The 25,412-nt window shown below is 39.8% G+C and carries 19 protein-coding genes; 5 read left to right on the top strand and 14 right to left on the bottom strand.

The genetic code is table 11. From position 1 onward, the window contains the following. Positions 1-9: 9 nt before the first annotated feature. From G3341_RS02805 to G3341_RS02770, 8 genes are all read right to left on the bottom strand, one after another. Positions 10-2,484, bottom strand: coding sequence for a fimbria/pilus outer membrane usher protein (locus G3341_RS02805; RefSeq protein WP_163860659.1), 2,475 nt, complete (start codon positions 2,482-2,484; stop codon positions 10-12). A gap of 14 nt (positions 2,485-2,498) precedes the next feature. Next, positions 2,499-3,041 carry a fimbrial protein gene (locus tag G3341_RS02800; protein ID WP_154635551.1) on the bottom strand — a complete coding sequence of 181 codons (543 nt, stop codon included), beginning with the start codon at positions 3,039-3,041 and terminating at the stop codon, positions 2,499-2,501. A gap of 58 nt (positions 3,042-3,099) precedes the next feature. After that, a complete protein-coding gene (locus tag G3341_RS02795) occupies positions 3,100-3,642 on the bottom strand; it encodes a fimbrial protein (protein ID WP_154635552.1) in 543 nt (180 codons plus the stop codon). A gap of 265 nt (positions 3,643-3,907) precedes the next feature. Continuing rightward, positions 3,908-4,195, bottom strand: coding sequence for a helix-turn-helix domain-containing protein (locus G3341_RS02790; RefSeq protein WP_154635553.1), 288 nt, complete (start codon positions 4,193-4,195; stop codon positions 3,908-3,910). A 1,274-nt stretch (positions 4,196-5,469) separates the two neighbouring features. Next, positions 5,470-6,963 carry an aldehyde dehydrogenase family protein gene (locus G3341_RS02785; protein ID WP_154622585.1) on the bottom strand — a complete coding sequence of 498 codons (1,494 nt, stop codon included), beginning with the start codon at positions 6,961-6,963 and terminating at the stop codon, positions 5,470-5,472. Positions 6,964-6,989: 26 nt separating this feature from the next. Continuing rightward, positions 6,990-7,358: a cupin domain-containing protein gene (locus tag G3341_RS02780; protein ID WP_154622586.1), complete on the bottom strand. Its 369-nt coding sequence runs from the start codon at positions 7,356-7,358 to the stop codon at positions 6,990-6,992. Positions 7,359-7,405: 47 nt separating this feature from the next. After that, positions 7,406-8,710 (bottom strand): NAD(P)/FAD-dependent oxidoreductase, encoded by a 1,305-nt coding sequence (locus G3341_RS02775; protein WP_163860658.1) that lies wholly within the window; start codon positions 8,708-8,710, stop codon positions 7,406-7,408. 235 nt (positions 8,711-8,945) lie between these two features. Next, entirely contained in the window at positions 8,946-9,716 is a 771-nt protein-coding gene (locus tag G3341_RS02770) for a helix-turn-helix transcriptional regulator (RefSeq protein WP_163860657.1), read from the bottom strand. 339 nt (positions 9,717-10,055) lie between these two features. On the opposite strand from G3341_RS02770, the gene G3341_RS02765 reads away from it, so the two are divergent. Beyond that, a complete protein-coding gene (locus tag G3341_RS02765; protein WP_154624924.1) occupies positions 10,056-11,003 on the top strand; it encodes a nucleoside hydrolase in 948 nt (315 codons plus the stop codon). Between the two features lie 50 nt (positions 11,004-11,053). Here G3341_RS02765 and G3341_RS02760 read toward each other — a convergent pair whose 3' ends face one another. Then, positions 11,054-12,037 (bottom strand): glycosyltransferase, encoded by a 984-nt coding sequence (locus G3341_RS02760; protein ID WP_154624925.1) that lies wholly within the window; start codon positions 12,035-12,037, stop codon positions 11,054-11,056. Between the two features lie 310 nt (positions 12,038-12,347). Here G3341_RS02760 and G3341_RS02755 point away from each other — a divergent pair, with 310 nt between their 5' ends. Next, positions 12,348-13,274: a DUF808 domain-containing protein gene (locus tag G3341_RS02755; protein ID WP_163860656.1), complete on the top strand. Its 927-nt coding sequence runs from the start codon at positions 12,348-12,350 to the stop codon at positions 13,272-13,274. A 105-nt stretch (positions 13,275-13,379) separates the two neighbouring features. On the opposite strand, the gene narI is transcribed toward G3341_RS02755, so the two are convergent. The 5 genes from narI to G3341_RS02730 all read right to left on the bottom strand — a co-directional run bounded on the left by narI (position 13,380) and on the right by G3341_RS02730 (position 21,540). Beyond that, positions 13,380-14,057 carry a respiratory nitrate reductase subunit gamma gene (gene narI / locus G3341_RS02750; protein ID WP_163860655.1) on the bottom strand — a complete coding sequence of 226 codons (678 nt, stop codon included), beginning with the start codon at positions 14,055-14,057 and terminating at the stop codon, positions 13,380-13,382. After that, positions 14,054-14,776, bottom strand: a complete 723-nt coding sequence (gene narJ, locus G3341_RS02745) for a nitrate reductase molybdenum cofactor assembly chaperone (RefSeq protein ID WP_154624927.1) — start codon at positions 14,774-14,776, stop codon at positions 14,054-14,056. The genes narI and narJ overlap by 4 nt, the downstream gene beginning before the upstream one ends. Further along, positions 14,773-16,314, bottom strand: coding sequence for a nitrate reductase subunit beta (gene narH / locus G3341_RS02740; protein WP_163860654.1), 1,542 nt, complete (start codon positions 16,312-16,314; stop codon positions 14,773-14,775). Before narH ends, narJ begins: the two co-directional genes overlap by 4 nt. After that, positions 16,314-20,075, bottom strand: a complete 3,762-nt coding sequence (locus G3341_RS02735; RefSeq protein WP_163860653.1) for a nitrate reductase subunit alpha — start codon at positions 20,073-20,075, stop codon at positions 16,314-16,316. The genes narH and G3341_RS02735 overlap by 1 nt, the downstream gene beginning before the upstream one ends. 67 nt (positions 20,076-20,142) lie before the next feature. After that, on the bottom strand, positions 20,143-21,540 hold the full coding sequence (locus tag G3341_RS02730; protein WP_154624930.1) for a NarK family nitrate/nitrite MFS transporter: 1,398 nt from the start codon (positions 21,538-21,540) through the stop codon (positions 20,143-20,145). Positions 21,541-21,869: 329 nt separating this feature from the next. On the opposite strand from G3341_RS02730, the gene narX reads away from it, so the two are divergent. The 3 genes from narX to idi all read left to right on the top strand — a co-directional run bounded on the left by narX (position 21,870) and on the right by idi (position 25,003). Continuing rightward, positions 21,870-23,624, top strand: a complete 1,755-nt coding sequence (gene narX / locus G3341_RS02725) for a nitrate/nitrite two-component system sensor histidine kinase NarX (RefSeq protein WP_163860652.1) — start codon at positions 21,870-21,872, stop codon at positions 23,622-23,624. A gap of 22 nt (positions 23,625-23,646) precedes the next feature. After that, a complete protein-coding gene (gene narL, locus G3341_RS02720) occupies positions 23,647-24,303 on the top strand; it encodes a two-component system response regulator NarL (RefSeq protein ID WP_154624932.1) in 657 nt (218 codons plus the stop codon). Positions 24,304-24,487: 184 nt separating this feature from the next. Then, on the top strand, positions 24,488-25,003 hold the full coding sequence (gene idi / locus G3341_RS02715; protein ID WP_154624933.1) for an isopentenyl-diphosphate Delta-isomerase: 516 nt from the start codon (positions 24,488-24,490) through the stop codon (positions 25,001-25,003). The last annotated feature ends 409 nt before the right edge of the window (positions 25,004-25,412 follow it).

Below are 25,412 nucleotides of genomic sequence, written 5' to 3'. Positions count from 1 at the left end.
AAAAATTCTCTATTTCTCACAAATTAAAATAATTTGATTTACATTATCTAAGGTTGGTAAGGTCGTACTACATTGTGTTTGATTAGACCAGTTGATATTTAACTTTTCTTCTGATTGAACAGCTGTTAACCAAACTAATCCATTATCACTTACAATTCCGACCTCTCGCCCTTTTTCATTTAATACCTGAGAACCAAATGGTGGTGACCCTGAGTTATCAGACATTTTAATCGTTGCAAATAATTTAAACCCTTTATCTGCACTTATTTTTCTATATCCAATAGCGCCTTCCGTTAATGCGATATCATAAATTGTATTTGATGATTCAATATTATCGGGTAATTTACTCATATCCACATTGTAACTATTTTTATAATAGTTAGTCATGTTAGGAATAACGCCAATACCTAATCCATTCGTCACGGTTGTACCATTATTTAAAGGAACATCCGCAATATTATTTGTGTCTATCATTAACCTTGAGGCAGAAGAATATGATGAACTGTGTAAAGCTACACCATGTTGCGTCAATGTCACCCCACCATTGAGCCCTAAGCCTAAACTACTATCCCCTTTATCCGAGATAGACATATTACTATTGATAGATCCATAGCGTGTCGGTAAATCATACATTCCAGCAAGTGTACTTTGTTTTTTGGCATCTTTACCGTAACTTGTCGATGCACTTATATTATAGTAGTCATTATCATCTGTTAAATTAGACACTGAAATACGCGAATTATAAGTATCGTTATATTTCATTGTATCAAAAGTATAAAACTGCTTACCAAATGGTACAGAAAGCATTAAGCTAATTTGGTCATCATATTTATTTTGATAATAGCTTCTATTTGCTGACAGTGTAATACTTCCTCCCTGTAGTTTTAAGTAAGGAAGATTGATACTTTTACCTATATTAAGACCATATTGATGAGTTTGACCTCTATCCCAATATTGTTGCAATTGATAATTTAAATTTATATTAAACTCACCTAAGCGCTTAGAGAGCGTTATTTGATAACGTTCTTTTTCGCTATCAACAACCCTATCATCTCTTAAGTCTAAATATTGGGATAATGTATAGTATTTTCTATCCGTAAATCGATACCCTGCAAAAGTTAAGTCCATATCGTAGTCATCGAATGTTTTCGAGTAACTAACACTGTATGAATTACCTGAAGGACTATCATGGTCTAATTGTGCGAACGAACGCGTAATGTTCACCGAAAGTGCACCAAACCGATTCATAAAGCGACCAACACCTAATGAAACCTGTTGATAGCCTTGGCTAATATCTGTTGCACCGTTTAACGACCAATTATTATTTAAACCGTGAGAAGCCTCTGCTCTAAAAAAGAACACACCACGATATACCGAATGATCCACTTTTGTCGGTTGCCCCGCAGATACGTTATATCGCGTGGTGCCCGGACGCGTTAAATACGGTACATTCGAACTACTTACTGTAAATTGTTGCTCAGTACCATCCTGCTCAATAATTTTTACGTTAAGCTCACCACGCGTTCCACTGTTTAATGATTGAATCTTAAATGGCCCAGCGGGTACATTTCCATCGTACAAGACACGTCCGAGTTGTGTAATGACCACTCGCGCATTCGTTTTAGCTATACCTGTTATCTCTGGTGCATATCCACGTAACCTTGGTGGTAACATAGAATCATTAGTGAATAAGGATAATCCTGTAAATTTAATTGGCTCTAGAATTTGTGAGGGGGTTGTACTCTCACCAATCACTAGTTTTGAATCTAGGGCTTTTATGTTTCTATATAAATAAATGGCATTAAATAAAAAATTACGTATTGTCGATGTTTTACCATTGGAATTTTGTTTTTGATAATTACCATAGTATTCACTACGTAGGCGCCATGCACCCATATTGGCGCCAAGATATCCACTAATGGAAGCAATCTGATTCTTTAAGCTATCCCGATCACTATATTGATAGTTTGCATTATAATCTAATAACAACCCGCTGATCCCCTCATCCCACAATGATTTGGGTAACCAGTTATTATCCATATATTCGAGATATAATTGTGGGATATTCAGCGTCACAGTGCCTTCGGATAAATTAGGGACGACACTGACCCCTTTTAATGCCGAAAAATCAATACACGCCCCATCATTCCAATAGGTTAATTGGTCAATATACTTTTCTTTAATACCTAAGCTATTAATGTATGACTTATCAATGCACACATCACTGACAGAGGCATCTGTACTATCACCAATAATTTGAATAGGAACTGTAGACTGCGTCAATTGAGTACTATTTATAATGATGTTAAAGAAATAAGTTCCCGGTAGAATAAAATTAGGATTTTTAAATCTTGAGACGTCAATGTTCGCTTTATCTTCGCTATCAAGTATATCGGTATTAAACTCTACAGAGTAAGATACTTTAGTCAAACAAAGCATCGATACCATGAATATCGTTATTTTTTCTTTTGTTGATAACATCATAAATACTCATTAGATTAATAGTAATCGATATCAAATGTAATGATACTTGAGAATTCTCCTAATTGAGGCTTTAGCTTATCAACAACAATAACCTCAGATAAAAAGTCTAGTTGCTGTTCATTAATCGATTTTGTTTTCCCGGATATTCTTTTTAAGTTATAAATTGGGTAGTATTGATTAGGTTTAACAACATCGCTTCCACTTAATATATAAATAGCTAAACCATCGGCATCATTAAATTTAAAGCCATTAAAATTATTTGTTGCTGGACCCGTAAACTTTATTCGTACAGGTGATTTTTCATCATTAAAGTAAGAGTTTGATAATTGGCAATTCTTTAAAATTATTTTAAATGGTTTCTTTATCTTATTTTCTTCTAACTTGCTTAAGGCATAGGCACCAAAATCAATAATTTGGTCTTTACTCGTCAATTGAATTGAGCAACCAGAAGCGAGTATCTCTCCTTTTACTGTTGCCTGTCCCCAATTCATTGCAGCTAAGACTGGCATACTGAAAATAGGTGAGAATAACAGGGTAATAATCAGCAAGCTTTTCATAGTATTAATTTTTCAAATTATAGGCTCCTTCGCCTAATAGTGAAGGAGCCTGTATAACTTACTGGTATGCGATTTCGAAAGTAGAGATCGTTGAGAAATCACCTGCTGTTACAGCATTAGCACCCGCCTTCTTAACGAAAGCAGAATAAGTCAATGTATTATCACCATCACGTAGGTTCAGTGCCGCAGGAGTTCCAAAAGTAATATCTTTGATACCAACTGCAACATTTGCTGCGCTACCTGATGTTGCTAAAAGATTTTGACCTGCAATTTTGCTAACACCATCAAAAGTGATAGTTGCAGTCTTAGTAACTGTGATTGGGTTTTGTGGATCTGTATCGTCAATAGAAGTCAAAGAACAATTTTTCAGGTTCAATTCAAAATTTTTGTATTTTGAATCGCCTGCATTTAATTGGCTTAGAGATAGTTGGCCAAAATCAACAACCGTTGCTGTACCGCCTTGACCCGCATCTAGGTTACAAGGAGTATCACGAACTTCACCTTTAAAAGTCACGGTTCCTGAGTTAACATCTGCAAGTGAAGCGAAAGATGTGGTTAACATAGCCGCTGCTAATACAGCCATAGCTTTATTTAATTTCATACTATTTCCTATCAATGTTTTAAGTTTAATTATAAATTGAATAATAAAATTAAGACTATTTAATTACTCAACACAGATAAACATATCTGTATTAGAAAGCGTTTTAAATAAAACACTTTCTAATACATAAAAATTAGCGAAGTCCATCCCCATTAGCTATAAAGCTAAAAGGTTAATTTGGTATATTAGAAAGACAATACAGCTAAATTTAATTTAACTTTCACCTATACTATAAAGATTCTTTAAACAGAAATAGGCTATGACTTCATAGCATATAATCTTTTGGCGTTATATGACAATCATCAGACTTAAAGAATGACGAATATGAAATAAAGTCTAGCAATGACACATTCATCACTGATAGTATAAATGTAAAATCTGATAATGAGAGTGTATTATAACCTCTTTCATACCGTGATATTTGCTGTTGACTTACACCTATTAATTTACCAAGCTCTGCACCTGTTAACCCTTTTTTTATTCTAATCATTCTTATAAACTCACCAATTTCAGAGTTAATCACACCAAAATGTTCTTTTTCTTGTGAAACCATAAAACAATCTCTCTAGTGAAAGTATTTATCAAAATAAAAAAATGAAAACTTAAATAGAAATAAATCATTAGATAATTAAATACTCTTTATTTGCATGTAATCTAACTCTTATCTATATTCGATTAAAGAAGTTTATTTCGATCGAACAAACCACTTACGATAGGCAAAATCTATCAAGTGACGTAATTTGATCGGTGAATTAAATAATAATATAAATACAACTACTGGATTTTTACAACTAAGCAAATGATTAAAAAGACTTTTCGGATAATACACTTTAAATGATTACTTTATGTTTTAATAATCCCATTAAATTAATATCCGTATATTTACCTGCCATAATTAAAATAAATTGTTACATATGAAAACATTAAAAAATACGCATACTCCTTTTCCATGTTTTTAGCCAAAATAATTTTTTAGATAAAAACAAATTTAATAACATTATCGTAAATAAAATAATTAAAAGCAAAAACAACGAAAATGAGTTCCATTGTTTTTTATAATATTTAAAATTAAAAAATAAACATTTTAATTGTCTTTCTGATTATTTACCCCTACCACCAAAGCATTATCTACTAAAACATCTTGTATCTCACATATTGGCTTTTTGTAAATAAAGGTAAACTCCCTTTTCGTGTTAATTTTTAAAATGTTCCCTAAAAACCAACGCAAAATCATATCGAGAGTTGGTCATTTGAGAGTGAATAGTGAATTCCGTTACAAATAACCTTCAAATCGGTTACCTGCTCACGGATAACACACTCTTGCTAGGTGGCTTTTGTACGTGGCACTTAAACTGAAATGAGTTTACGGTGATTTGATATCTATCTTTAGACTAAAAATAATGAATGGATAAACGGTATCCTGCATCGGCCCACAATCAATATCAGAAAACGTTCTAACCTATCTAAAGGGCATTCTGTACCCTACCTAACACTGGATTATGTACGTTGTTCAGGCGCTCTTGGCGAGATTGTGAAACCGACGTTACCAAGAGGAAAAGATAACAAAAACTCAGGGAGCACTGGTTTTCATGAGCGACCTCCACTGATAGTTTTCTCCAGTCGAGTCTCAACTTCCCTTTAAGGCTAATGTTAGAAAATCTACGCCTGACTTTTGGGAGATAAAAAAAACCCAGCCTAAGCTGGGTTAACCACTCTAAAATCGACATAAAAATACTCTAAATCACGATTCTAATCGCTACTTATGACCCCAATGTAGCCTTTGCCCCTACCTAATTAGAAACGTGTTGAGTATAAAAGCATTAACAATCAATAACGTACCATAACTGACTTCAATTCAGTGTAGTATTCAATGAATGCACTACCAAACTCGCGACCAATGCCGGATGATTTGACTCCGCCAAAGGGCACTGCGGGATCAAGGAACGTATGCATATTGACCCAAACAGTCCCGGCTTCGATACGAGAAATCATTCGCATGGCCTTACTGAGATCATTGGTCCACAGACTTGCCGCTAAACCAAATGGTGTACTATTCATTTGTTCAATTAGCTCTTCTTCATCGTCATAGCTTAAGAAAGTGCCAATTGGACCAAATGTTTCCTCTTTCATTAATGCATCATTAGGGCTATTTGCACGAATAATCGTTGGTGGTACAAAGTAACCAGTACCAGCAATAGGCTGACCACCATAAATAATTTCATTACCTTCTTGGCGAGCTTTTTCAAATAGGCCTAAAATCTTTTCATAATGCGCTTTATTAGCTAGAGGCCCCATTTCCGTTGTTTCATCTAAAGGAGAGCCAATTTTGAATGTTGATAAACGCTGTTTTAACTCAGCAAGCACTTCTTCTATCAGTGATGATGGAATATAAAAACGTTCAGCTGCCGCGCAAATTTGTCCTTGGTTTAAATATCCCGCTTCAATAATCCCATCAACAATTTTGTTAACTGGCAAATCCGCGAGGAATGCTGCACCATTTTTTCCACCCAATTCTAAGGTAACACGGGTGAGCTTCCCTTCCATTGCAGCTCGACCAACAGCGAGGCCTGTCGGTACAGAGCCAGTAAAGGTCACTTTTGAACATAAATGATGGCTAATCAACGCTGGGCCAACTTCACGTCCCCCACCGTTAATAATATTAATCACACCGTCAGGAATGCCTGCTTCTTTGGCTAATTCAGCCACTCTCAGCATCGTTAATGGCGTAAATTCACTTGGCTTTAACACAATAGTACAGCCACAAGTCAGCGCCGCCGCCAGCTTCCAAATGGAAATCATAATAGAGAAGTTCCATGGAATAATCCCTGCAACCACACCAACAGGCTCACGTTGCGTGAAAGCTCGGTATTGTTCACCTTTAAATGACGGCAAAGAAACATTCAGCGTTTCACCGCTGATTTTGGTTGCCCAACCCGCGAAATAGCGTAAAAACTGTGCAGAAGAGCCAATTTCAAGGAAACGAGATAATTGAATGGTTTTTCCTGAACATAAACTTTCAAGCTGAGCCAGCTCTTCAAGATTTTTTTCGAGCAAGTCAGCTAAGCGATTTAGGCAATTACCTCTTTCCATTGGTGTGGTTTGCGCCCAAGCACCGCGGAAAGCAGCATAAGCGGCTTCCATTGCACTATCAACTTCAGCCTTAGTGCCTTCTTTCACTTTAGCGATAACTTGCTCTGTGGCGGGGTTAACGACGTCAAAGAAGGCATCCCCCTCACCGGAAACTGGCTGGCCGTTAATAAAATGTCCATGTTGGCGTTGTAAAAACGCACTTACTTCCGGTAATAGGGCTAAATTATTCATCGTTATCACTCCACTTTAAAAGTTAATTATGCATTTACACAAGCAAGGTAATGCTTAACAAAACGTTCAGCGGTGATCTCCCACAGGACTTCAGTGCCTTTAGCAGCAAACCAAGAGTCACCTTTATGGTATTCAACAGTTGTTCCGGTTTTTACATCGGTCAGTTTAACCGAACCTTCGTATACGGTAGCCATTTCATCAAATGGGTAAACCATTTTAAATTTACCTTTGGTACAGGCGAAAATACCGCAAGTTAAATTATCTGTTGGTTCACCATGAATCATCGCAACGCTTGCTTGCGGGTCACCTTCAACAACGACAGAGCCTAAGTTCGTAACACTGCCAATATTGAGTAATTCTGGTAGTGGCTTATTTAGTAATAATGGACTAATCATGACGTTACCTTTTTATAAATTAACAAGATGATACAGAAATACTTAGATTAGCGGCGCCCTTGCCAGTAACCCGAAGTTTGGTGAGCAATTTTCGCCAATGACACAATGACATTACGAAGTTTATCTTTACCAATAATATTGGCATGAGGAATGGAACTCATTAAGTCATAACGACTTGACCCTTCAACCATGCCTTCAGCAAGCACTTTACAAACGATCTGGCTCGGTGTTACACCAAAACCTGAGTAACCTTGCGCATAAAACACGTTTTTATGCTGTGGCAATGAGCCTATTTGTGGAAATAGGTTAGCACTACATGCCATCGGTCCACCCCATGCCAATTCGATTTTGACATCTTTCAAGTATGGAAAAATTTTCAGCATCAAATTGCGATTCCAAGCTTTTAAATCAGAAGGAATGTACTCAAGGAAATGGGTTGAACTGCCAAACAATAATCTGTTTTCTTTGGTCACACGATAGTAATCAATGACAGGACGAATATCGCTATAAGCACCACGAATAGGACTTATTCGTTCAATTAACTCTTCAGGTAGTTCTTCTGTCATTAATTGATAAGCATAGGTATTAATGGTTTTTGGATAAATCGTAGGTTCAAGGCCGTTAAGGAATGAGTCACAAGCCCACAACATTTTTTGAGCTCGCACCGTCCCCATTGCCGTACGCACAGTCACGGTGTTCCCATATTCGACATTAAGAACTTGGCTGTTTTCGAAAATTTTTGCACCGTAGACTTCACTAACCGCCTTCGCTTCACCTAACAGCAGATTCAACGAGTGAACATGACCACCGCCCATGTGCTTTATACCGCAAGTGTAGGCATCGGAACCGATGATCTGTTTCAGATCTGATCCTGCATAAAATTCAATTTCTTCCTCTGGATCAACGGCTTTAAAATCTTTTAACCAGCTACGTAGGGTTTTCTCTTGGCGTTTGTTACTACCTAAATAGGCATAACCACTGCAAAAATCGGCATCAATATTATATTTAGCGATACGGTCGCGCATGATCCCTGCACCCATATTGCTCAATTTAAAAATGGTCTCTAAGCCTTCTTTCCCTACATATTTTTTGATCGCATCAATATCATGGCCAATACCTGCCATCACTTGACCGCCGTTGCGCCCAGTTCCGCCATACCCCAAATAGCGCCCTTCTAAAATGGCAATATTAGTAATGCCCTTTTCACATAACTCAAGCGCTGTATGGATACCGGAAAACCCACCACCAATGATCACGACATCCACATCAAGATCTTCTTTTAATGTTGGAAAACGGAGATCATACTTTTTGGTAGCAGCATAATAAGTCAATGATTCTACTTGGTTATTCATAATGGATACCCTGTTTAGTATCTTTCGATAACCTTGATTATCTTAACCTTGAATTAACATTTACATAGCCCTTTAGGGACATTTGAAACATCAATTTAACATTTGTGACGCAGGTAGAATATTTAGATATAAACAACAAAATAAAAATTCAATATTTATATTTTTAAATCAATTGATTAAGTTTAGTTTTGATATTAATAATTTAAATTATCTAGTGCTATTTAGAGCCTAGTTTTTAACATAAACGATGACGATAAGAGGAATAATGATGATGGCTCATTAACAAGTTAAATAATTCAGCCTGTGAACGAATGTCTAACTTTTGATAAATGTTTTTGCGATGGTTTTTTACCGTACCTAAGCTAATAAATAGCGATTCAGCAATTTGCGGGGAGCCTTTACCTTCAAGGATCAACTCAACGACTTCACACTCTCTTGGCGTTAAACCAAAATGAGTCTGCATATCCGCTAAACGATAATGATGAGAAACATCATTCGGTGAAACTTCTTTATGCAGTTTCGCCATACTACGAATGATTTCAAAAGCTTCTTTTAGGGGGGCTTGGGTCGATTTTTCAGATAAAAACGGTTCATCTTCATTGCCAAAAAAGATACCTAGCTGCCTATCTGGGGTAATTTCTAGCAATAACCCAGCTTCATCACACCAGCCCGTTTTGCGGTAAAAATTGAGATAATAATCTGTATGATAGAAACCTTTCGGAGCCAATTCCCGTAATGTTAAAACTTGTGAACCGCCCCCTTTCTGTAACTCCTGATAGAAGGGATCCATAAGATAAGCGCCGCGCTGGTAGATACGGTTTACGCTATCACTATTACGTTTTTCCACTTTTGAAAGGAAACGCGGTGGGGCATTTTTTTCAAAGGAATAAACAATCGCATTATCAAAGGCGATAAATGATGATAGCCAAGATAATAAATTGGGATAAAACTGGTTGGTTGCAACAGAATCAATCACATCAGGTAGTTTATCCAGATAGTTTTCCATTCTGCCTCCAAAGTTATTAACTTATTAATAAGCTATTAGCTCTAAGCGATAAAATCATAACTCAAAGCCTATAAAAACCATATTATCCCTAGCAACTCAATTCTATTGTTATTAATATGTTAATTAAATCACACTATCGTCCAAAAGTATTAATAATTTGTTACCAACTATTTATCTCTATCCCTATAATTTCTAGGTGTATCAACAAAATTTCCCGCCTAAATTTTTTATGTTAATCATTTAATTAAAACGACTAACCTATTGAATTACTGCTATTGAGACTATGATTTATTATTTTATCCGCCATTCACTGTAGACTTACCGACTTTAGGAGAGAAAATGACACAAAAGAAAATCATTTTAGATTGTGATCCTGGCCATGATGATGCAATGGCAATCCTATTGGCCCTAGGACACCCTGATATCGATATACTGGCTATCACTACTGTCGTGGGTAATCAAACGTTAGAAAAAGTCACTCGTAACGCCTTAGCAATAACAGAATTCGCGGGGGCTAAACACATTCCTATTGCTGCCGGCTGCCATCGCCCATTAGTACGCAAGATCCAAAATGCTCCCGAAGTTCACGGCACAAGTGGATTGGATGGCACGCATCTTCCTGAATCGACGCTTCCTCTTGATCAACGTCATGCCGTGGATCTGATCATTGAAACATTAAAAGCTCATCCACCGAAAACGATCACTCTAGTGCCTATTGGTGGCCTAACGAACATTGCACTTGCTGTGAGAAAGGCGCCTGAAATCGTTGAACTCGTCAAAGAAGTTGTTTTGATGGGAGGTGGGTATCATACGGGTAACCGTTCTGCGGTTGCTGAATTTAATATCGCTATCGATCCTGAGGCTGCTCACATTGTGTTTAATGAGCACTGGCCCCTCACTATGGTTGGTTTGGATTTAACACATCAAGCAAGACCAACGGATAAAACCATGGCTGATATTGCCGCACTCAATACGCCAATCAGCCAGTTTGTCGTGGACTCACTGAACTTCTACACTGCCGGATATCGTCAACGCAGTGGTACCAATCAACACGCGCCAGTACATGATCTCTGCGCTGTTGCATATGTTATTGATCCCACATTAATTAAAACGCAAAAAGCCCCTGTGAATATTGAACTACAAGGCACATTAACCACCGGCATGACAGTCACTGATTTTCGACACCCACTGCCCAGTGATTGCCATACACAAGTCGCGACACAATTAGATAATGATGGCTTATGGAAATTATTCTTTGAATCCCTAAAACGTTTGTCTCATCAGTAAGTTAGTGCATCAACAAGGGGGAGTTTATATCGCTATCCCCCTTTAAATAATTATTTAGCGATGGCTTTTAGTTTGCTGTAGCGACGAATCAACCGCCATTTTAATTTTACCGTCGTTGCATGAGACCAAATCACGTTCCAATAACCTTTTTCAAAGAACATTCGTGTCATATCACGTTGGATTTCAGGTGACTGAATGGAAAGTAATGCTTGAGTGATGCCGAGGCCTTCTTTACCGACTTGCCACAAGCAGGAAGGGGCTTGTTTGACTTGTTCTGGGTAGCGCTTGTATATGTCGAGTAACATATCAATGATTTTCAAGTAAGTATTAATTTTGCGAACAGAGCGTTCATCCCCTGTCAGGGAATGAGAAACTGATTGGTTATGAATTAAATACTCATAATACTGTTCGTTGATAAATTGAACGCGCTTCGCCACCAGCAAGAGTTCCGTCGTCCAAGGAATATCCTGATGATGTAGCTTAGGTTCAAACGTGAAATTGTGTTGACGGATTAAATCTAAACGATAGAGATTTAACCATGTAACATGCAAAAACTTGCGTGAACTTAGGCCTATTTCTAACCATTCTGGGCCACTAATTATGCCAGTAGAAGGAACCTTATTAGGCGGGAAAATGGCCTTTGGTGCGTCTCCATTGGTATAAATATAAGTGCCATTACAGGTGGCTACATCCAAATCGCCGGCGAGCGCGATTTCCAACAGACGCCCGTACATATTCGGGCTAATTTCATCATCAATGTCAGGAAAAGTGATGTATTGCCCTACGGCTTGAGCCATCCCTGTATTACGAGCCACCGAAACGCCTTGGTTCTCTTGTGTGAGTAATTTAAAGCAGGCGAATTTAGCTTGATACTGGCGTATCACCTCTTCACTGTTATCTGTGGAGCCATCATTAACAACGATCAGCTCCCAATGACTTAAGTTTTGCGCGAGCAAGCTATCAAAAAAATGAGGAAGAAATTTTTCACCATTATAAACGGCAACAACAATACTCAAAACCGGCTGAGAAGACATGTAATAACCTTATTAAACCATTCCATTCGAAAGTGCCTCTATGGGTCACTTTCCGTCATTATTTGACTAAAAGTACAATATCCGACATCAATCTAAACCAGATAAGTTAGATGATTAGAGAGAAAATTGATCAGTAGGTTCCATTGTCATAAAAAATTCATAATTAAAAAGACACGACATTCCGTTTGACCATTTTCATGAATTTTCTCCAAATCAGATTTATTTACCTATCCAAAGATGAACTAATTATCGCAATATCAGCCTAATTAACATTAAATGCATCTTAAATTGGATAATTAAGGATCACTCTGTGGCAGGAAGTAGCTTACTTGCTTTACTCGATGACATTGCAGCTGTATTAGATGATGTCTCCGTCATGACAAAAATGGCCGCGAAAAAAACCTCTGGCGTGTTAGGTGACGATCTCGCGTTAAATGCCCAACAAGTGACGGGGGTACGAGCCGAACGAGAAATCCCTGTTGTATGGGCCGTGGCTAAAGGTTCATTTATCAATAAATTGATATTAGTTCCGCTTGCCTTACTGATTAGTGCATTTATTCCTTGGGCAGTCACACCACTCCTTATGATAGGTGGGGCTTATCTGTGCTTTGAAGGCGCAGAGAAACTGATGCATAAGTATCTGCATTCAAACCAAGACAGGAGCGAAAAAAGAGAACAACAAGCCACAATGTCACCCGAAGAGCTTGCCGCATTTGAAAAGAGTAAAATCAAAGGTGCGGTACGCACTGACTTCGTACTGTCTGCTGAGATTATAGCCATCACACTGGGTATTGTTTCGGCCACAACATTTATGAATCAAGTTATTGTTCTATCCATCATTGCGATTGTTATGACGGTAGGCGTGTATGGGCTAGTTGCGGGTATCGTAAAACTTGATGACCTCGGATTCTACTTGCAGAAAAAAAGGGCAAAATTATTAAGTCAGCTAGGTAAAGGCTTGATTTATGCGACGCCTTATTTGATGAAGACCTTATCCATTGTAGGTACCGCAGCGATGTTTATGGTTGGCGGTGGAATTCTGACTCATGGTATTAGCATTATCTATAATTGGATTGAAGAGTTAGCCTTAGCAGCCTCACTCACTCCAACTATAGGTTCAATCATGCAGTTCATCACGCCGCCTGTTGCAAACCTTATTTTCGGCTTGCTCGTGGGTATTGTTCTCGTCTTACTCATCACGTTAATTAAACAAGCTAAAAATCGTTTAACCGCTTAAAAGTAAAAAAACCCTATATCTTTGATATAGGGTCGCTATATTAGCAATATTTGTTGCCTACACAAGAACATGAAAGGGGGCTTTCAGTTATCTATCTGCCTATTTTTAATGGCGATTTCTTACTATTTGGTAACGACGCGAAATATATTCTATCGGCGCGCTCCAAATATGAACCAATCGGCAGAATGGGAACAATAAGAACAGTGTCATCCCTAAAACAAGGTGTAATTTAAAGACAATTCCAACACCGTCAAGGTATTGTGAAGCGCCCCAATGGAAAGTCACCACGGATTGTGCCCAGCCAACTAGCTTCAACATTTCACTCCCGTCCATATGTTGAGCAGAGAATGGAATGGTTAACAGACCCAAACAAACTTGTACAACCAATAAAGTTAAGATCATAATGTCGCCAAAAGACGATGTCGCTCTGACACGAGGGTTAGTTAAGCGACGCTTCAAGAGCATCGCTCCGCCCACGAGTACCATGACGCCACATATCCCACCACCCACCATTGCCATTAACTGTTTAACATGCATTGGTAAGAAGGATTCATACATCCAATGGGGCGTTAACATACCGAAAAAGTGCCCCACAAACACACCAATAATCCCTATATGAAACAGATTCGATGCTAAACGCATATTCTTCTTGTCGAGCATCTGGCTAGAACCCGCTCGCCAACTATATTGTCCATAGTCATAACGTAACCAACTACCAACAATAAACACAGTACCGGCGATATAGGGATAAATATCGAAGAAGAATTGATTGATAAAATTCATTTTTGAACTCCCGCATTATGGCCTGCATCAAGATTCAAATATTGAGGAACCACTGCATTCGCAAAACGTTGCTGATGAGCCGTCACTTCACTATTACAGCTTTTTTCATTAGCAAAGAATGTCACTTGCTCCTCTTCCCAAACAGCATCGAGTGCCTCAGGTGTATCATCACGTGCTTCCGCTGCTACTTGACCATGTAATTGACTCGTCTCTATCGTGCTATCAGAAAGGGAGAGCAATAAATCAAACAACAGACCAAATCGGCTTTGTCGCTGTTTCAATCTTTCCCCTAATAACGCCAGAATCGGGGCTATATCTTGCAAACCTTCACGTGTTTGCTCTGGTACTAAGATCGTCAGGTATTCTAAATAAATGGGTAAGTAGTCAGGCAACTCACGACTATTTAGCGCTAGACCTTGTTGCTGATACTGCGCCATCAAGTCAACCATGGCTTGGCCTCTATCACGTGACTCGCCATGCACATGTTCAAACAACAGTAAGGATGTGGCTCGCCCCCTATCAAACAATTCACAGTACTGTGCTTGCATATCTAAAAGATCTTCATTGAGATATTCACGAACAAACATCATCAATTGTATAGCCTGCGTAAACGGTAATTCATTTGCCTGTTCTAACGCTTCAATCAGTTCGTCACGATGTTGCCATAACACCTCAGTTGGATAATCAAGTAATCGAGAAATCACTTTTAATGAGATCATAGTGTCTTCTCCTGCGGTGTTTTTGGTGTCACATCTATCGCATCAATTCGGCGGCTGTTGAACAAATTCACTTTATTATCACTACCATGACAACCGTCACCGAAGCTAAAGCCGCATGCTTTTGCTTCAGGGAACGCTTCACGTGCTAACTCACGGTGACTCGATGGGATCACAAAGCGATCTTCATAGTTCGCTATCGCCAAATAACGATACATTTCTTGTGCCTGTGCTTCCGTTAATCCAACTTGTTCTAACGCACTGGTATCACACTGATTTTCGACCGTTTCGGCTCGTTTGTAATGTCGCATCGCCAACATACGTTTAAGCGCCAATAAAACAGGCTCAACATCCCCCGCCGTTAACAAATTGGCAAGGTACTGAACTGGGATACGTAAGCTTTCAACATCTGGCAATACGCCATTGCTCGCTAACATACCGGCATCTGCAACGGATTGAATGGGTGATAAAGGCGGCACATACCATACCATTGGTAAAGTTCGGTACTCAGGATGTAATGGCAAAGCAAGTTTCCATTCCATAGCCATTTTATACACGGGAGATTTCTGAGCGGCATCGATCACACTCAAAGGGATCCCTTGCTTTTGCGCTTCTTCAATCACCATCGGATCATGTGGATTAAGGAAAATATCCCGTTGACTTTGATACAAATCCGTTTCTTTTTCTGTACTTGCCGCAGCTTCAATTTTATCCGCATCATAAAGCAGCACGCCTAAATAGCGGATACGTCCAACGCAAGTTTCAGAACACACTGTTGGCATACCTGATTCGATACGTGGATAACAGAAAATACATTTTTCTGACTTACCACTCTTCCAGTTGAAATAGATTTTCTTATATGGACAGCCCGTTAAACACATCCGCCAGCCACGACATTTGTCTTGGTCGATCAAAACAATGCCGTCTTCTGAGCGTTTATAAATAGCCCCACTCGGACAGGTTGCAACACAGGCTGGATTCAAACAGTGTTCACATAAACGAGGCAAATACATCATGAAGGTATTTTCAAATTGCCCGTACATCTCTTTTTGTATATTGTCGAAGTTCTTGTCATGCGCACGTTGACTAAACTCACCACCAAGATCATCTTCCCAGTTTGGCCCCATATTCACATTACTCATACGCTGCCCAGTAATTAATGAGCGCGGACGAGCCGTGGGGATATGTTGACCCTCTTTGGCATTTTTTAGATGGCTATAGTCATAATCGAACGGCTCATAATAATCATCAAGAGCAGGTACATCTGGGTTTGCAAAAATCTTAGAGAGCACCCCGACTCGATTCCCCATTCGAGGAATTAATTTGCCTTTGATATTACGGATCCAGCCCCCTTTCCATTTATCCTGATCTTCCCAATTATGGGGGTAACCGATACCTGGCTTAGTTTCAACGTTATTAAACCAAGCATATTCAACACCTTCACGGCTAGTCCACACATTTTTACAGGTCACTGAACAAGTATGGCAGCCAATACATTTGTCGAGATTCAATACCATGCCGACTTGAGAACGAATTTTCATTATGCTTTCTCCTTTCCGCTCAGTGTCTGCTGATAGCCATCTTGCTCACCATCAAGCCAGTCAACCTGCTTCATTTTGCGCACTATCACGAACTCATCACGGTTAGAACCCACAGTACCGTAATAATTAAAGCTATAGGCCAGATGCCCATACCCACCAATCATATGAGTCGGTTTAGGGCAGACACGGGTTACAGAATTATGGATCCCCCCGCGTTGCGCAGTGATTTCTGATCCAGGTAGATTGATCAGTCTCTCTTGAGCGTGGTACATCATGATCATGCCGTCAGGAATACGCTGACTGACAACAGCTTTAGCGGTTAACGCGCCATTACTGTTGAAAGCTTCAACCCAATCATTGTCTTTAATCCCTAATTGACGAGCATCTTCCTCACTTAGCCACACAATAGGTCCGCCTCGACCCAGCGTTAACATCAACAAATTATCGCTATAAGTTGAATGGATCCCCCATTTTTGGTGCGGTGTTAAAAAGTTCAGCGCTTTTTCTGGGAAACCATTCGGTTTTTTTCCCATTAAAGGTTGAGCTGCACGCGTATCAATCGGTGGGCGATAGACCACAAGACTTTCACCAAAGGCTCTCATCCATTCATGGTCTTGATACAATTGCTGACGGCCACTTAAAGTACGCCAAGGGATCATTTCGTGAACGTTGGTATAACACGCATTGTAAGACACATGCTCATCTTCCAAACCAGACCATGTTGGACTAGAAATGATCTTACGTGGCTGTGCGACAATATCGCGGAAACGGATTTTTTCATCTTCTTTATAGCGGGCTAAGTGAGTATGGTCACGTCCAGTCACTTTTCCTAACGCATCCCATGCTTTAACGGCAACCTGACCATTCGTTTCTGGTGCTAAAGTTAGGATCACTTCAGCGGCATCAATTGCCGTGTCGATCTTCGGCCGCCCTTGATTAGCCCCGCTTGGTTGAGTTTTATTCAGTTTTTTCAGGAAATCGACTTCATCTTGTGTATTCCAACTGATCCCTTTACCACCATTACCCAGTTTATCCATTAGAGGGCCTAATGATGTGTAACGTGCATAAATAGATGGATAATCACGTTCGACCATCATAAGATGCGGCGCGGTTTTTCCTGGGATCAACTCACATTGACCTTTTTTCCAGTCACGCACATCAAAAGGTTGTCCCATTTCAGCGGCGCTATCGTGTTGAATAGGCAATGTCACAATATCGGTTTCTTTGCCTAAATGACCAACACACACCTCAGAGAATGCTTTAGCAATCCCTTTATAGATCTCCCAGTCACTCTTAGATTCCCAAGCGGGATCAACTGCTGCGGATAATGGATGAATAAAAGGATGCATATCCGAGGTATTCATATCATCTTTTTCATACCACGTAGCTGTTGGTAAAACGACATCCGAGAATAAACAGGTACTAGACATTCTAAAATCTAGCGTGACCACTAAGTCGACTTTCCCTTCCGCTGCTTGATCAACCCATTCAACTTCTTCTGGCTTCACGCCACCTTGCTGCCCTAAATCAAGCCCTTGAATACCATTTTCAGTACCTAATAAATATTTCAATAAATATTCATGCCCTTTACCGGCAGAGCCTAAAAGATTAGAGCGCCAAATAAATAAGTTACGCGGGAAGTTTTGTGGATTATCAGGCTGCTCGGCAGCAAAACGAATGTTCCCTGCTTTAAGCTGCTTCACGGTATAATCCACCGCCGACAATCCCTCTTGTTCAGCTTTTTTCGCGATAGTGAGCGGGTTAATACCTAATTGTGGGGCAGAGGGTAACCATCCCATACGCTCCGCACGCACATTCAAATCAATCAGGCTGCCACTAAACGCTTTTTTCTCCGCGAGTGGTGATAATAGCTCTTCGGTACTAACCGTTTCATAACGCCATTGGCTAGAGTGATTGTAGAAAAATGAGGTACTATTCATATGGCGAGGTGGGCGCTGCCAATCTAAACCAAAGGCAAGAGGTAACCAACCTGTTTGTGGGCGTAATTTTTCTTGGCCGACATAATGAGACCAACCACCGCCGCTTTGCCCAATACAACCACAAAATACCAACATGTTGATAATCGCTCGATAGGTCATATCCATGTGATACCAGTGATTGATACCCGCTCCAACAATCACCATTGAACGGCCATGGGTTTTTTCGGCTGTTTCTGCAAATTCACGCGCTATACGGATGATATTTTGGCGACTCACGCCTGTCACCTTCTCCGCCCAAGCAGGTGAATATGCTTTCATATCATCGTAATCGACTGCACAATTTTCATCACCAAAGCCACGGTCAATACCATAGTTAGCAAGCAGTAAATCATAAACGCTGGTGACCAATACTTCTTTACCATCCGCAAGTTGAATACGTTTGGCAGGCAATTTATGCAGCAGGATGTCTTTCAGTTCAACATGTTGAAAATATTCGCTTTCTAAGCCACCAAAGTACGGAAAACCAACCTCAACTATCTCGTCATAGGTCTCAGAAAGGCTCAGTTGCATTTTAAACTCAGCCCCATCCTTCGCATTACGAGGTTCAAGATTCCATTTGCGACTTTCATCCCAACGAAAGCCCATCGAACCTTGTGGTACGCACAGTTTTCCTGTTGCTTCATCAATCGCGATCGTTTTCCACTCAGCGTTTTTTTCTTCGCCTAAAGACCCCACTAAATCCGCTGCACGCAACATTCTACCACCAGCATAGCTCCCATCTTCACGCTCATCCAACATCACTAACATTGGCATATCGGTGTAAGTTCGGACATATTCACGGAAGTATTCAGCTTGACGGTCCACATGGAATTCTTTCAGGATGACATGGCCCATCGCCATCGCCATTGCACTGTCAGTACCCTGTTTAGGGTTCAACCAGTGGTCACATAATTTAGCGATCTCAGCATAGTCTGGGGTAACGGCGACAGTTTTTGTGCCCTTATAGCGCACTTCAGCAAAGAAATGGGCGTCTGGTGTCCGTGTTTGAGGTACGTTAGAACCCCATGCAATGATGTAAGAGGAGTTATACCAATCTGCTGACTCTGGAACATCGGTCTGTTCACCCCAAGTCATCGGAGACGCTGGAGGTAAATCACAATACCAGTCATAAAAACTCAGGCAAGCACCACCAATTAACGATAAATACCTCGCCCCTGATGCATAAGAAACCATCGACATCGCTGGTATAGGTGAAAAACCAATAATACGGTCGGGGCCAAACTCCTTAATCGTGGTTACATTAGCGGCGGCAATCAGTTCATTCACCTCTTGCCAGCTTGAACGAACAAAACCACCACGTCCGCGCGCTTGCTTATAGCTTTTAGCTTTTTGCGGATCATTAATAATAGAAGACCAAGCCGCGACTGGATCCTGATGTTCCGCTTTCGCTTCACGCCATAACTTTAATAGACGTTTGCGCACCATCGGGTATTTCACACGATTAGCACTATACAGATACCATGAGTAACTTGCCCCACGAGGGCACCCTCTTGGCTCATGATCAGGCAAATCAGGTCGTGTACGCGGGTAATCTGTCTGTTGAGTTTCCCATGTTACCAAGCCATTTTTAACATATATCTTCCAACTGCATGACCCTGTACAGTTAACACCATGCGTGGAACGCACGACTTTATCGTGCTGCCAACGGCTACGGTAACCATTTTCCCAATCGCGGTTAACATTCAGCTCTTGTCCATGATCACCTGAAAATGTTTCGCCAAGTTGCTTAAAATAACGAAATCGGTCTAAAAATTTGCTCATTCGGATTGCCTCCAAAGAGACGCCGGCAGGCGCCGTACATTGCTAAAATCGTCTTTATTGATTGTTATTATTTGTGTTTACGTCCATAAACTAACCATGTGATGAACACACAGGAGACATAAAACACGAAGAAAACTTTCATCGCACCGGCAGGTGAACCCGTCAGTGTTAAAGAAGTCCCAAAAGCCTTAGGAATAAAAAAGCCACCAATCGCGCCAATGGCTGAAATAAAACCTAATGCAGCAGCACTTTCTGTCACGGCTTGTTTTTGAGCCTCTTCTTCTGTTGCTCCTAGCGCGTATGCGCGGTCAATGGTTAATTTACGAAATACAACCGCGATCATTTGGAAAGTCGAACCGCTACCCAACCCTGCCGTCAAAAACAGCACCATAAACACAGCATAAAATGCGATAAACGACCCACCTTGGCCTTGTTCAGGCAAGGTGAAAAACAGTAATCCCGAAAAAATCGCCATTATAATAAAGTTGATAATAGTGACTTTTACGCCACCGAAACGATCGGACAACATGCCCCCCGCTGGACGAGCAAGCGCACCAAGTAAAGGGCCAAAGAAAGCAAATTGTAAGATGACGACATCAGGGAATTGCGTCTTAGAAAGCATCGCAAAACCGGCTGAAAAACCGATAAAAGAACCAAAGGTTGCGAGATAGAGAAAACTGAGTATCCAGAGATGGCAACGTTTTAATACAGGAAGCTGAGCCTTTAACGATGCGCGGTTCGCGGCTAAGTCGTTCATGCCAAACCAAGCCATGACGGTGAAAAACAGCAGAAAAGGCACCCAGATCCATGCTGCATTTTCTAACCATAATACCGAGCCATCTGCTTGTGGTGTACCTGTTCCCCCCATAAAGGAGAACACGCCGATCCCGACAATAAAAGGAGCCACTAGCTGCATGACACTAACCCCTAAATTACCGAGGCCACCATTAAGTCCAAGAGCGCCACCTTGGCGGGCTTTAGGAAAGAAAAAGCTAATGTTTGCCATGCTAGAAGCAAAGTTTGCCCCAGCAAAACCACATAGCAGTGAAATAATGACGAAAACACTATAAGGTGTAGCCGGATTTTGAACCGCAAATCCTAACCAGATACAAGGAATAACAAGAAAAATAGTACTGATTGCAGTCCAACGACGACCACCAAAAATAGGTATTACAAATGAATAAGGCACACGTAAAAGAGCACCGGAAACGGAAGGAAGCGCTGTTAATAAAAACAATTGGTCTGTAGTGAAATTAAAACCGACTTTATTTAGATTAACGGCTACTGCACTAAATAACATCCATACGCAAAAAGCGAGTAATAAACAAGGAATCGAAATCCATAAATTTCGATTGGCAATTCGCTGTCCTGTTTTCTGCCAAAACTGAGTATCTTCAGGATGCCAATCCTGAATAATTGCACCTGACTGTTTTGTCTGTGTATTAACATTTTCTTGTTGAGACATAACTCACCCCAATAAATCGCATTTCTGAGGTCAGTTTGTGTCCATTTAGCATCCATCAGACTGATCTAAATCAAGAGACACTCAAGTTAAATTTTGCACACTATATAAACAACCCCCTAGAGAGGTATTAGAGGTATATTTAGTTAACTCTATCAATATTAAAGATAAAAATAGATTTATATAAATTACTTTTATCCAGATATTTGCGCTATCCTATAGGAAGGAAATTTAGAGTTAACCCTGAAGTGGTATATGTAAATTGACGCAATCTCTGAACAATATAATCATTATGAAAAGTAGATTGCGAGGTTATTTTGAAGGAAGTGAATATGCCGGCATTTCATCGTCGATTTTCGATCATCAACCAAGTTATTGGGCTGATGCTACTTATTGCCGTGCTGGGTATTATTGGCATGACGATTTCAAATCGTATGATTATTAGTGTACAAGGTAATGCGCATGCGATTAATAAATCAGGTTCGCTTCGCATGCAAAGTTACCGCTTACTCTCTTTAATTCCCTTAAATAATCACTCTGAAGAATACCTTAACGCTCTAGAAAATGATTTATCTAGCCCAGAATTAACACAAGTCATCAAATCTGAAGATTTAACCACTCAGTTTTCAGAATTATATGACTTTTGGCTACACACTTTGCGTCCCGCCCTAAATAAAGCGCTCACTCCCAATGATGCTCGATATGAGGTCATTGCCTTTGTTAATATGCTTGATGAGCTTGTTCATAATATCGATGAAAAAACAGAAAGAAAAATTGCTTATGTGGCGATGACACAAATGATCTTTATTGGCTTAGTCTTTTTATTATTAATGGCCACTATTTGGCACTTAAGACGCAAAATTTATTATCCATGGATGAAGCTACTCACAATGGCGAATGCGATTGGACAAAAAGATTTTAGCCAACGCTATCCAAATAACAATAAACAAGATGAATTGAATGCATTAGGGCTGACATTAAACCAAATGTCAGATGAATTAGCACAAAGCTATCATCAACTTGAACAGAGAGTTACCGAAAAAACAGCAGACTTACGTAATAAAAACCAAGTACTGTCTTACCTTTACCAATCAAACCAAATACTTCATTCCGCAGAACCTCTCGACATTCGACTAGGCAGAGTACTCAGTGAACTTAAAGATATCACAATATTAAAAAATTTGAGTTTAAGGCTCTATGAAGATAGCAATGAAACCTACTTTCATGAAATTTGCAGCTCATCAAACAGCGCTCACTCTGAAGATACATTGTCTAATCCAAAAGATAACCTTTATCATCCTAAGACGTTATCATGGGAGCTCTCTGATAATATTCACCGCTATGGTGTCATCGTGGCCGAAATTGAAGCAAATGAGACGCTTTCTGACGAACAGAATAATTTAGTTCTCATGCTCGTAAAACAAATATCAGGCATGCTAGCGATGGAACATCAAATTGAACAACAGCAGCAGCTATTAATAATGGATGAACGCTCTGCTATTGCAAGAGAACTACATGATTCGATAGCGCAATCACTTTCTTGTCTAAAAATGCAAATTAGCTATCTACAAATGCAGCCAGAGTCGCTACCTGAAAAACATCAACAATTGCTGAGTGAAATGCGAAATGAAATTAATACTGCATACAGCCAGCTTAGAGAATTATTAACGACATTCCGATTAAAGCTCACTGAACCTGGGCTACTCCCATCATTAGAAAATACCATCAATGAATTTAGTCAAAAAATGGGCTTTCCTGTTTTATTAAATTACCACCTGCCAGCGAAGAGTATTTCGCCACACCAATCTATTCATATTATACAGATAATCCGAGAAGCACTGAGTAATATTCTTAAGCACGCTCATGCAAACTGGGCACAAGTCACCCTTCAACAAGATTCGGGAATTGTCACGATTTCAATCGAAGATAATGGTGAAGGAATAGGCCCTACACCCGATAAACAAAACCATTACGGTTTAATTATTATGAGAGAGAGGGCACTTAGCCTTAATGGTAAATGTGACATAATTCCGAGAGCACAAGGTGGAACAATCGTTAAAGTCACATTCTCTTTACCTGTAGCTTAATTATTTTGGAGTAACGCAATTCATGGAAAATACAAACACAACAAGCGAAAAATCAACGATTTTACTCATTGATGACCACCCGATGTTAAGAAATGGCGTCAAACAATTAATTAGCCTAGAACCCTCATTATGTGTAGTTGGTGAGGCAGGTGATGGAGCCACAGGAATAAAAATCGCTGAAGAACAAGATCCAGACCTTATTCTTCTCGACTTAAATATGCCAGGCATGAATGGATTTGAAACCCTTGATGAGCTGAGAAAACGCGAATTATCAGGTAGAATTATTCTTTTTACTGTATCTAATTATGGTGAAGACCTCGTAAGTGCCTTAAAACGCGGTGCAGATGGCTACCTGCTAAAAGATATGGAACCCGAAGAGTTAATCGTGGCGCTTAAAGAAGCCGCGAGTGGTAAAATGGTAGTGAGCCCTGCATTAACATCTGTATTAGCGGAATCCCTCAGAGATAATCGTCCACAAACTGAAAATAATCTACTGTCGTTAACCCCCCGAGAAACGAATATACTAGACCTTATTTCACAAGGCCTCTCAAACAAAATGATCGCACGTAAACTCGATATTGCTGAAAGTACTGTCAAAGTTCACGTAAAACATTTACTCAAAAAATTAAATCTCAAATCACGTGTTGAGGCTGCGGTATGGGTACTTCAGCAAAAATAGTGAGTATCAACACACAACAACCAAACACTGCATATTTAATTTCACAGGAATTCCTAGACGCATATAACAACTATGCGACTAGGATTCTATCAATCAATTAAAAGGCTCAAATCTACAAGCCATACGCATTAAACTATAATATGATCATCAGTCCCACAATTTACTCAATATCTAAGACTAACTAATGGAAGAAAATATCATTCTTGTTGATGAGCAAGATACCCCTATAGGCAGTATGCCGAAGTTATTAGCGCATCAACTGGGTAAATTACACCGCGCATTTTCAGTTTTTATTTTCAATGCTAAAGGTGAACTACTCATTCAGCAACGTGCCGCTCATAAATACCATTCAGCAGGACAGTGGGCAAATAGTTGTTGTAGTCACCCTCATCCAAAAGAAGAAACACTGGCAGCAGCGAAACGTCGATTAATGGAAGAACTTGGATTTACCACAGATATTTCTCCGGTTGGACATTTTATTTACCATGCCCAAGTCACTGGCGATTTAATTGAACATGAGTATGACCACCTATTCGTTGGTCAATATGACGGCATTGTTAAACCTAACCCAAATGAAGTTTCTGCGATCCGCTGGATCTTACCTTCTGACTTACAACAAGAGATAAAAACTAACCCAGAGCATTTCACTCCATGGTTTAAATTGATTATCAATCAATATCCATTGCTTAAATTTAATTAATCCATCGCTAGCGTCAGATATACCATTTCAATCAATAATAACTGACAAGTCATCAATTCATAATGAGTCATTCTGCTTTCTCATGAAATTAACATCTCATTCTAGGATGAGTAAGCTGAGGTTTACGCCTTTTCACTACGGCTCATTCATAATATCAGTATTACCGTTAGCCCTTACCAACTCACTTGTACAACCCACCGAATCACAATACCAAGTCGTTCTACGCCATTGTTGACCCGTTCCATTTTTGCCATAGCTTAGCCAATATTCATTACGCCTCAAATACAGAATGTTTTACATTATTAGTGAGCAGTTGTGTTGAATAGCCTCTACTTCTCCCCTGACAATCTCGTAAGCTAATGCCTATAAACGACGAAGGAATATTTAGCATGGGCGAATGACTGGATAG

Source organism: Providencia vermicola (genome assembly GCF_010748935.1).
GTDB lineage: Bacteria > Pseudomonadota > Gammaproteobacteria > Enterobacterales > Enterobacteriaceae > Providencia > Providencia zhejiangensis.
Note: the sequence above shows the minus strand (reverse complement) of the source record. Positions and strands in the feature narration are given on the sequence as shown.

Coding starts and splice junctions, on each gene's coding strand:
- G3341_RS02790 (WP_154635553.1), bottom strand. CDS start 4,195: ATGGTTTCACAAGAAAAAGAACATTTTGGTGTGATTAACTCTGAAATT.
- narI (WP_163860655.1), bottom strand. CDS start 14,057: ATGAATTTTATCAATCAATTCTTCTTCGATATTTATCCCTATATCGCC.
- G3341_RS02760 (WP_154624925.1), bottom strand. CDS start 12,037: ATGTCTTCTCAGCCGGTTTTGAGTATTGTTGTTGCCGTTTATAATGGT.
- G3341_RS02735 (WP_163860653.1), bottom strand. CDS start 20,075: ATGAGCAAATTTTTAGACCGATTTCGTTATTTTAAGCAACTTGGCGAA.
- narX (WP_163860652.1), top strand. CDS start 21,870: ATGCCGGCATTTCATCGTCGATTTTCGATCATCAACCAAGTTATTGGG.
- G3341_RS02765 (WP_154624924.1), top strand. CDS start 10,056: ATGACACAAAAGAAAATCATTTTAGATTGTGATCCTGGCCATGATGAT.
- narL (WP_154624932.1), top strand. CDS start 23,647: ATGGAAAATACAAACACAACAAGCGAAAAATCAACGATTTTACTCATT.
- G3341_RS02780 (WP_154622586.1), bottom strand. CDS start 7,358: ATGATTAGTCCATTATTACTAAATAAGCCACTACCAGAATTACTCAAT.
- narH (WP_163860654.1), bottom strand. CDS start 16,314: ATGAAAATTCGTTCTCAAGTCGGCATGGTATTGAATCTCGACAAATGT.
- G3341_RS02770 (WP_163860657.1), bottom strand. CDS start 9,716: ATGGAAAACTATCTGGATAAACTACCTGATGTGATTGATTCTGTTGCA.
- idi (WP_154624933.1), top strand. CDS start 24,488: ATGGAAGAAAATATCATTCTTGTTGATGAGCAAGATACCCCTATAGGC.
- G3341_RS02805 (WP_163860659.1), bottom strand. CDS start 2,484: ATGATGTTATCAACAAAAGAAAAAATAACGATATTCATGGTATCGATG.
- G3341_RS02785 (WP_154622585.1), bottom strand. CDS start 6,963: ATGAATAATTTAGCCCTATTACCGGAAGTAAGTGCGTTTTTACAACGC.
- G3341_RS02800 (WP_154635551.1), bottom strand. CDS start 3,041: ATGAAAAGCTTGCTGATTATTACCCTGTTATTCTCACCTATTTTCAGT.
- narJ (WP_154624927.1), bottom strand. CDS start 14,776: ATGATCTCATTAAAAGTGATTTCTCGATTACTTGATTATCCAACTGAG.
- G3341_RS02795 (WP_154635552.1), bottom strand. CDS start 3,642: ATGAAATTAAATAAAGCTATGGCTGTATTAGCAGCGGCTATGTTAACC.
- G3341_RS02730 (WP_154624930.1), bottom strand. CDS start 21,540: ATGTCTCAACAAGAAAATGTTAATACACAGACAAAACAGTCAGGTGCA.
- G3341_RS02775 (WP_163860658.1), bottom strand. CDS start 8,710: ATGAATAACCAAGTAGAATCATTGACTTATTATGCTGCTACCAAAAAG.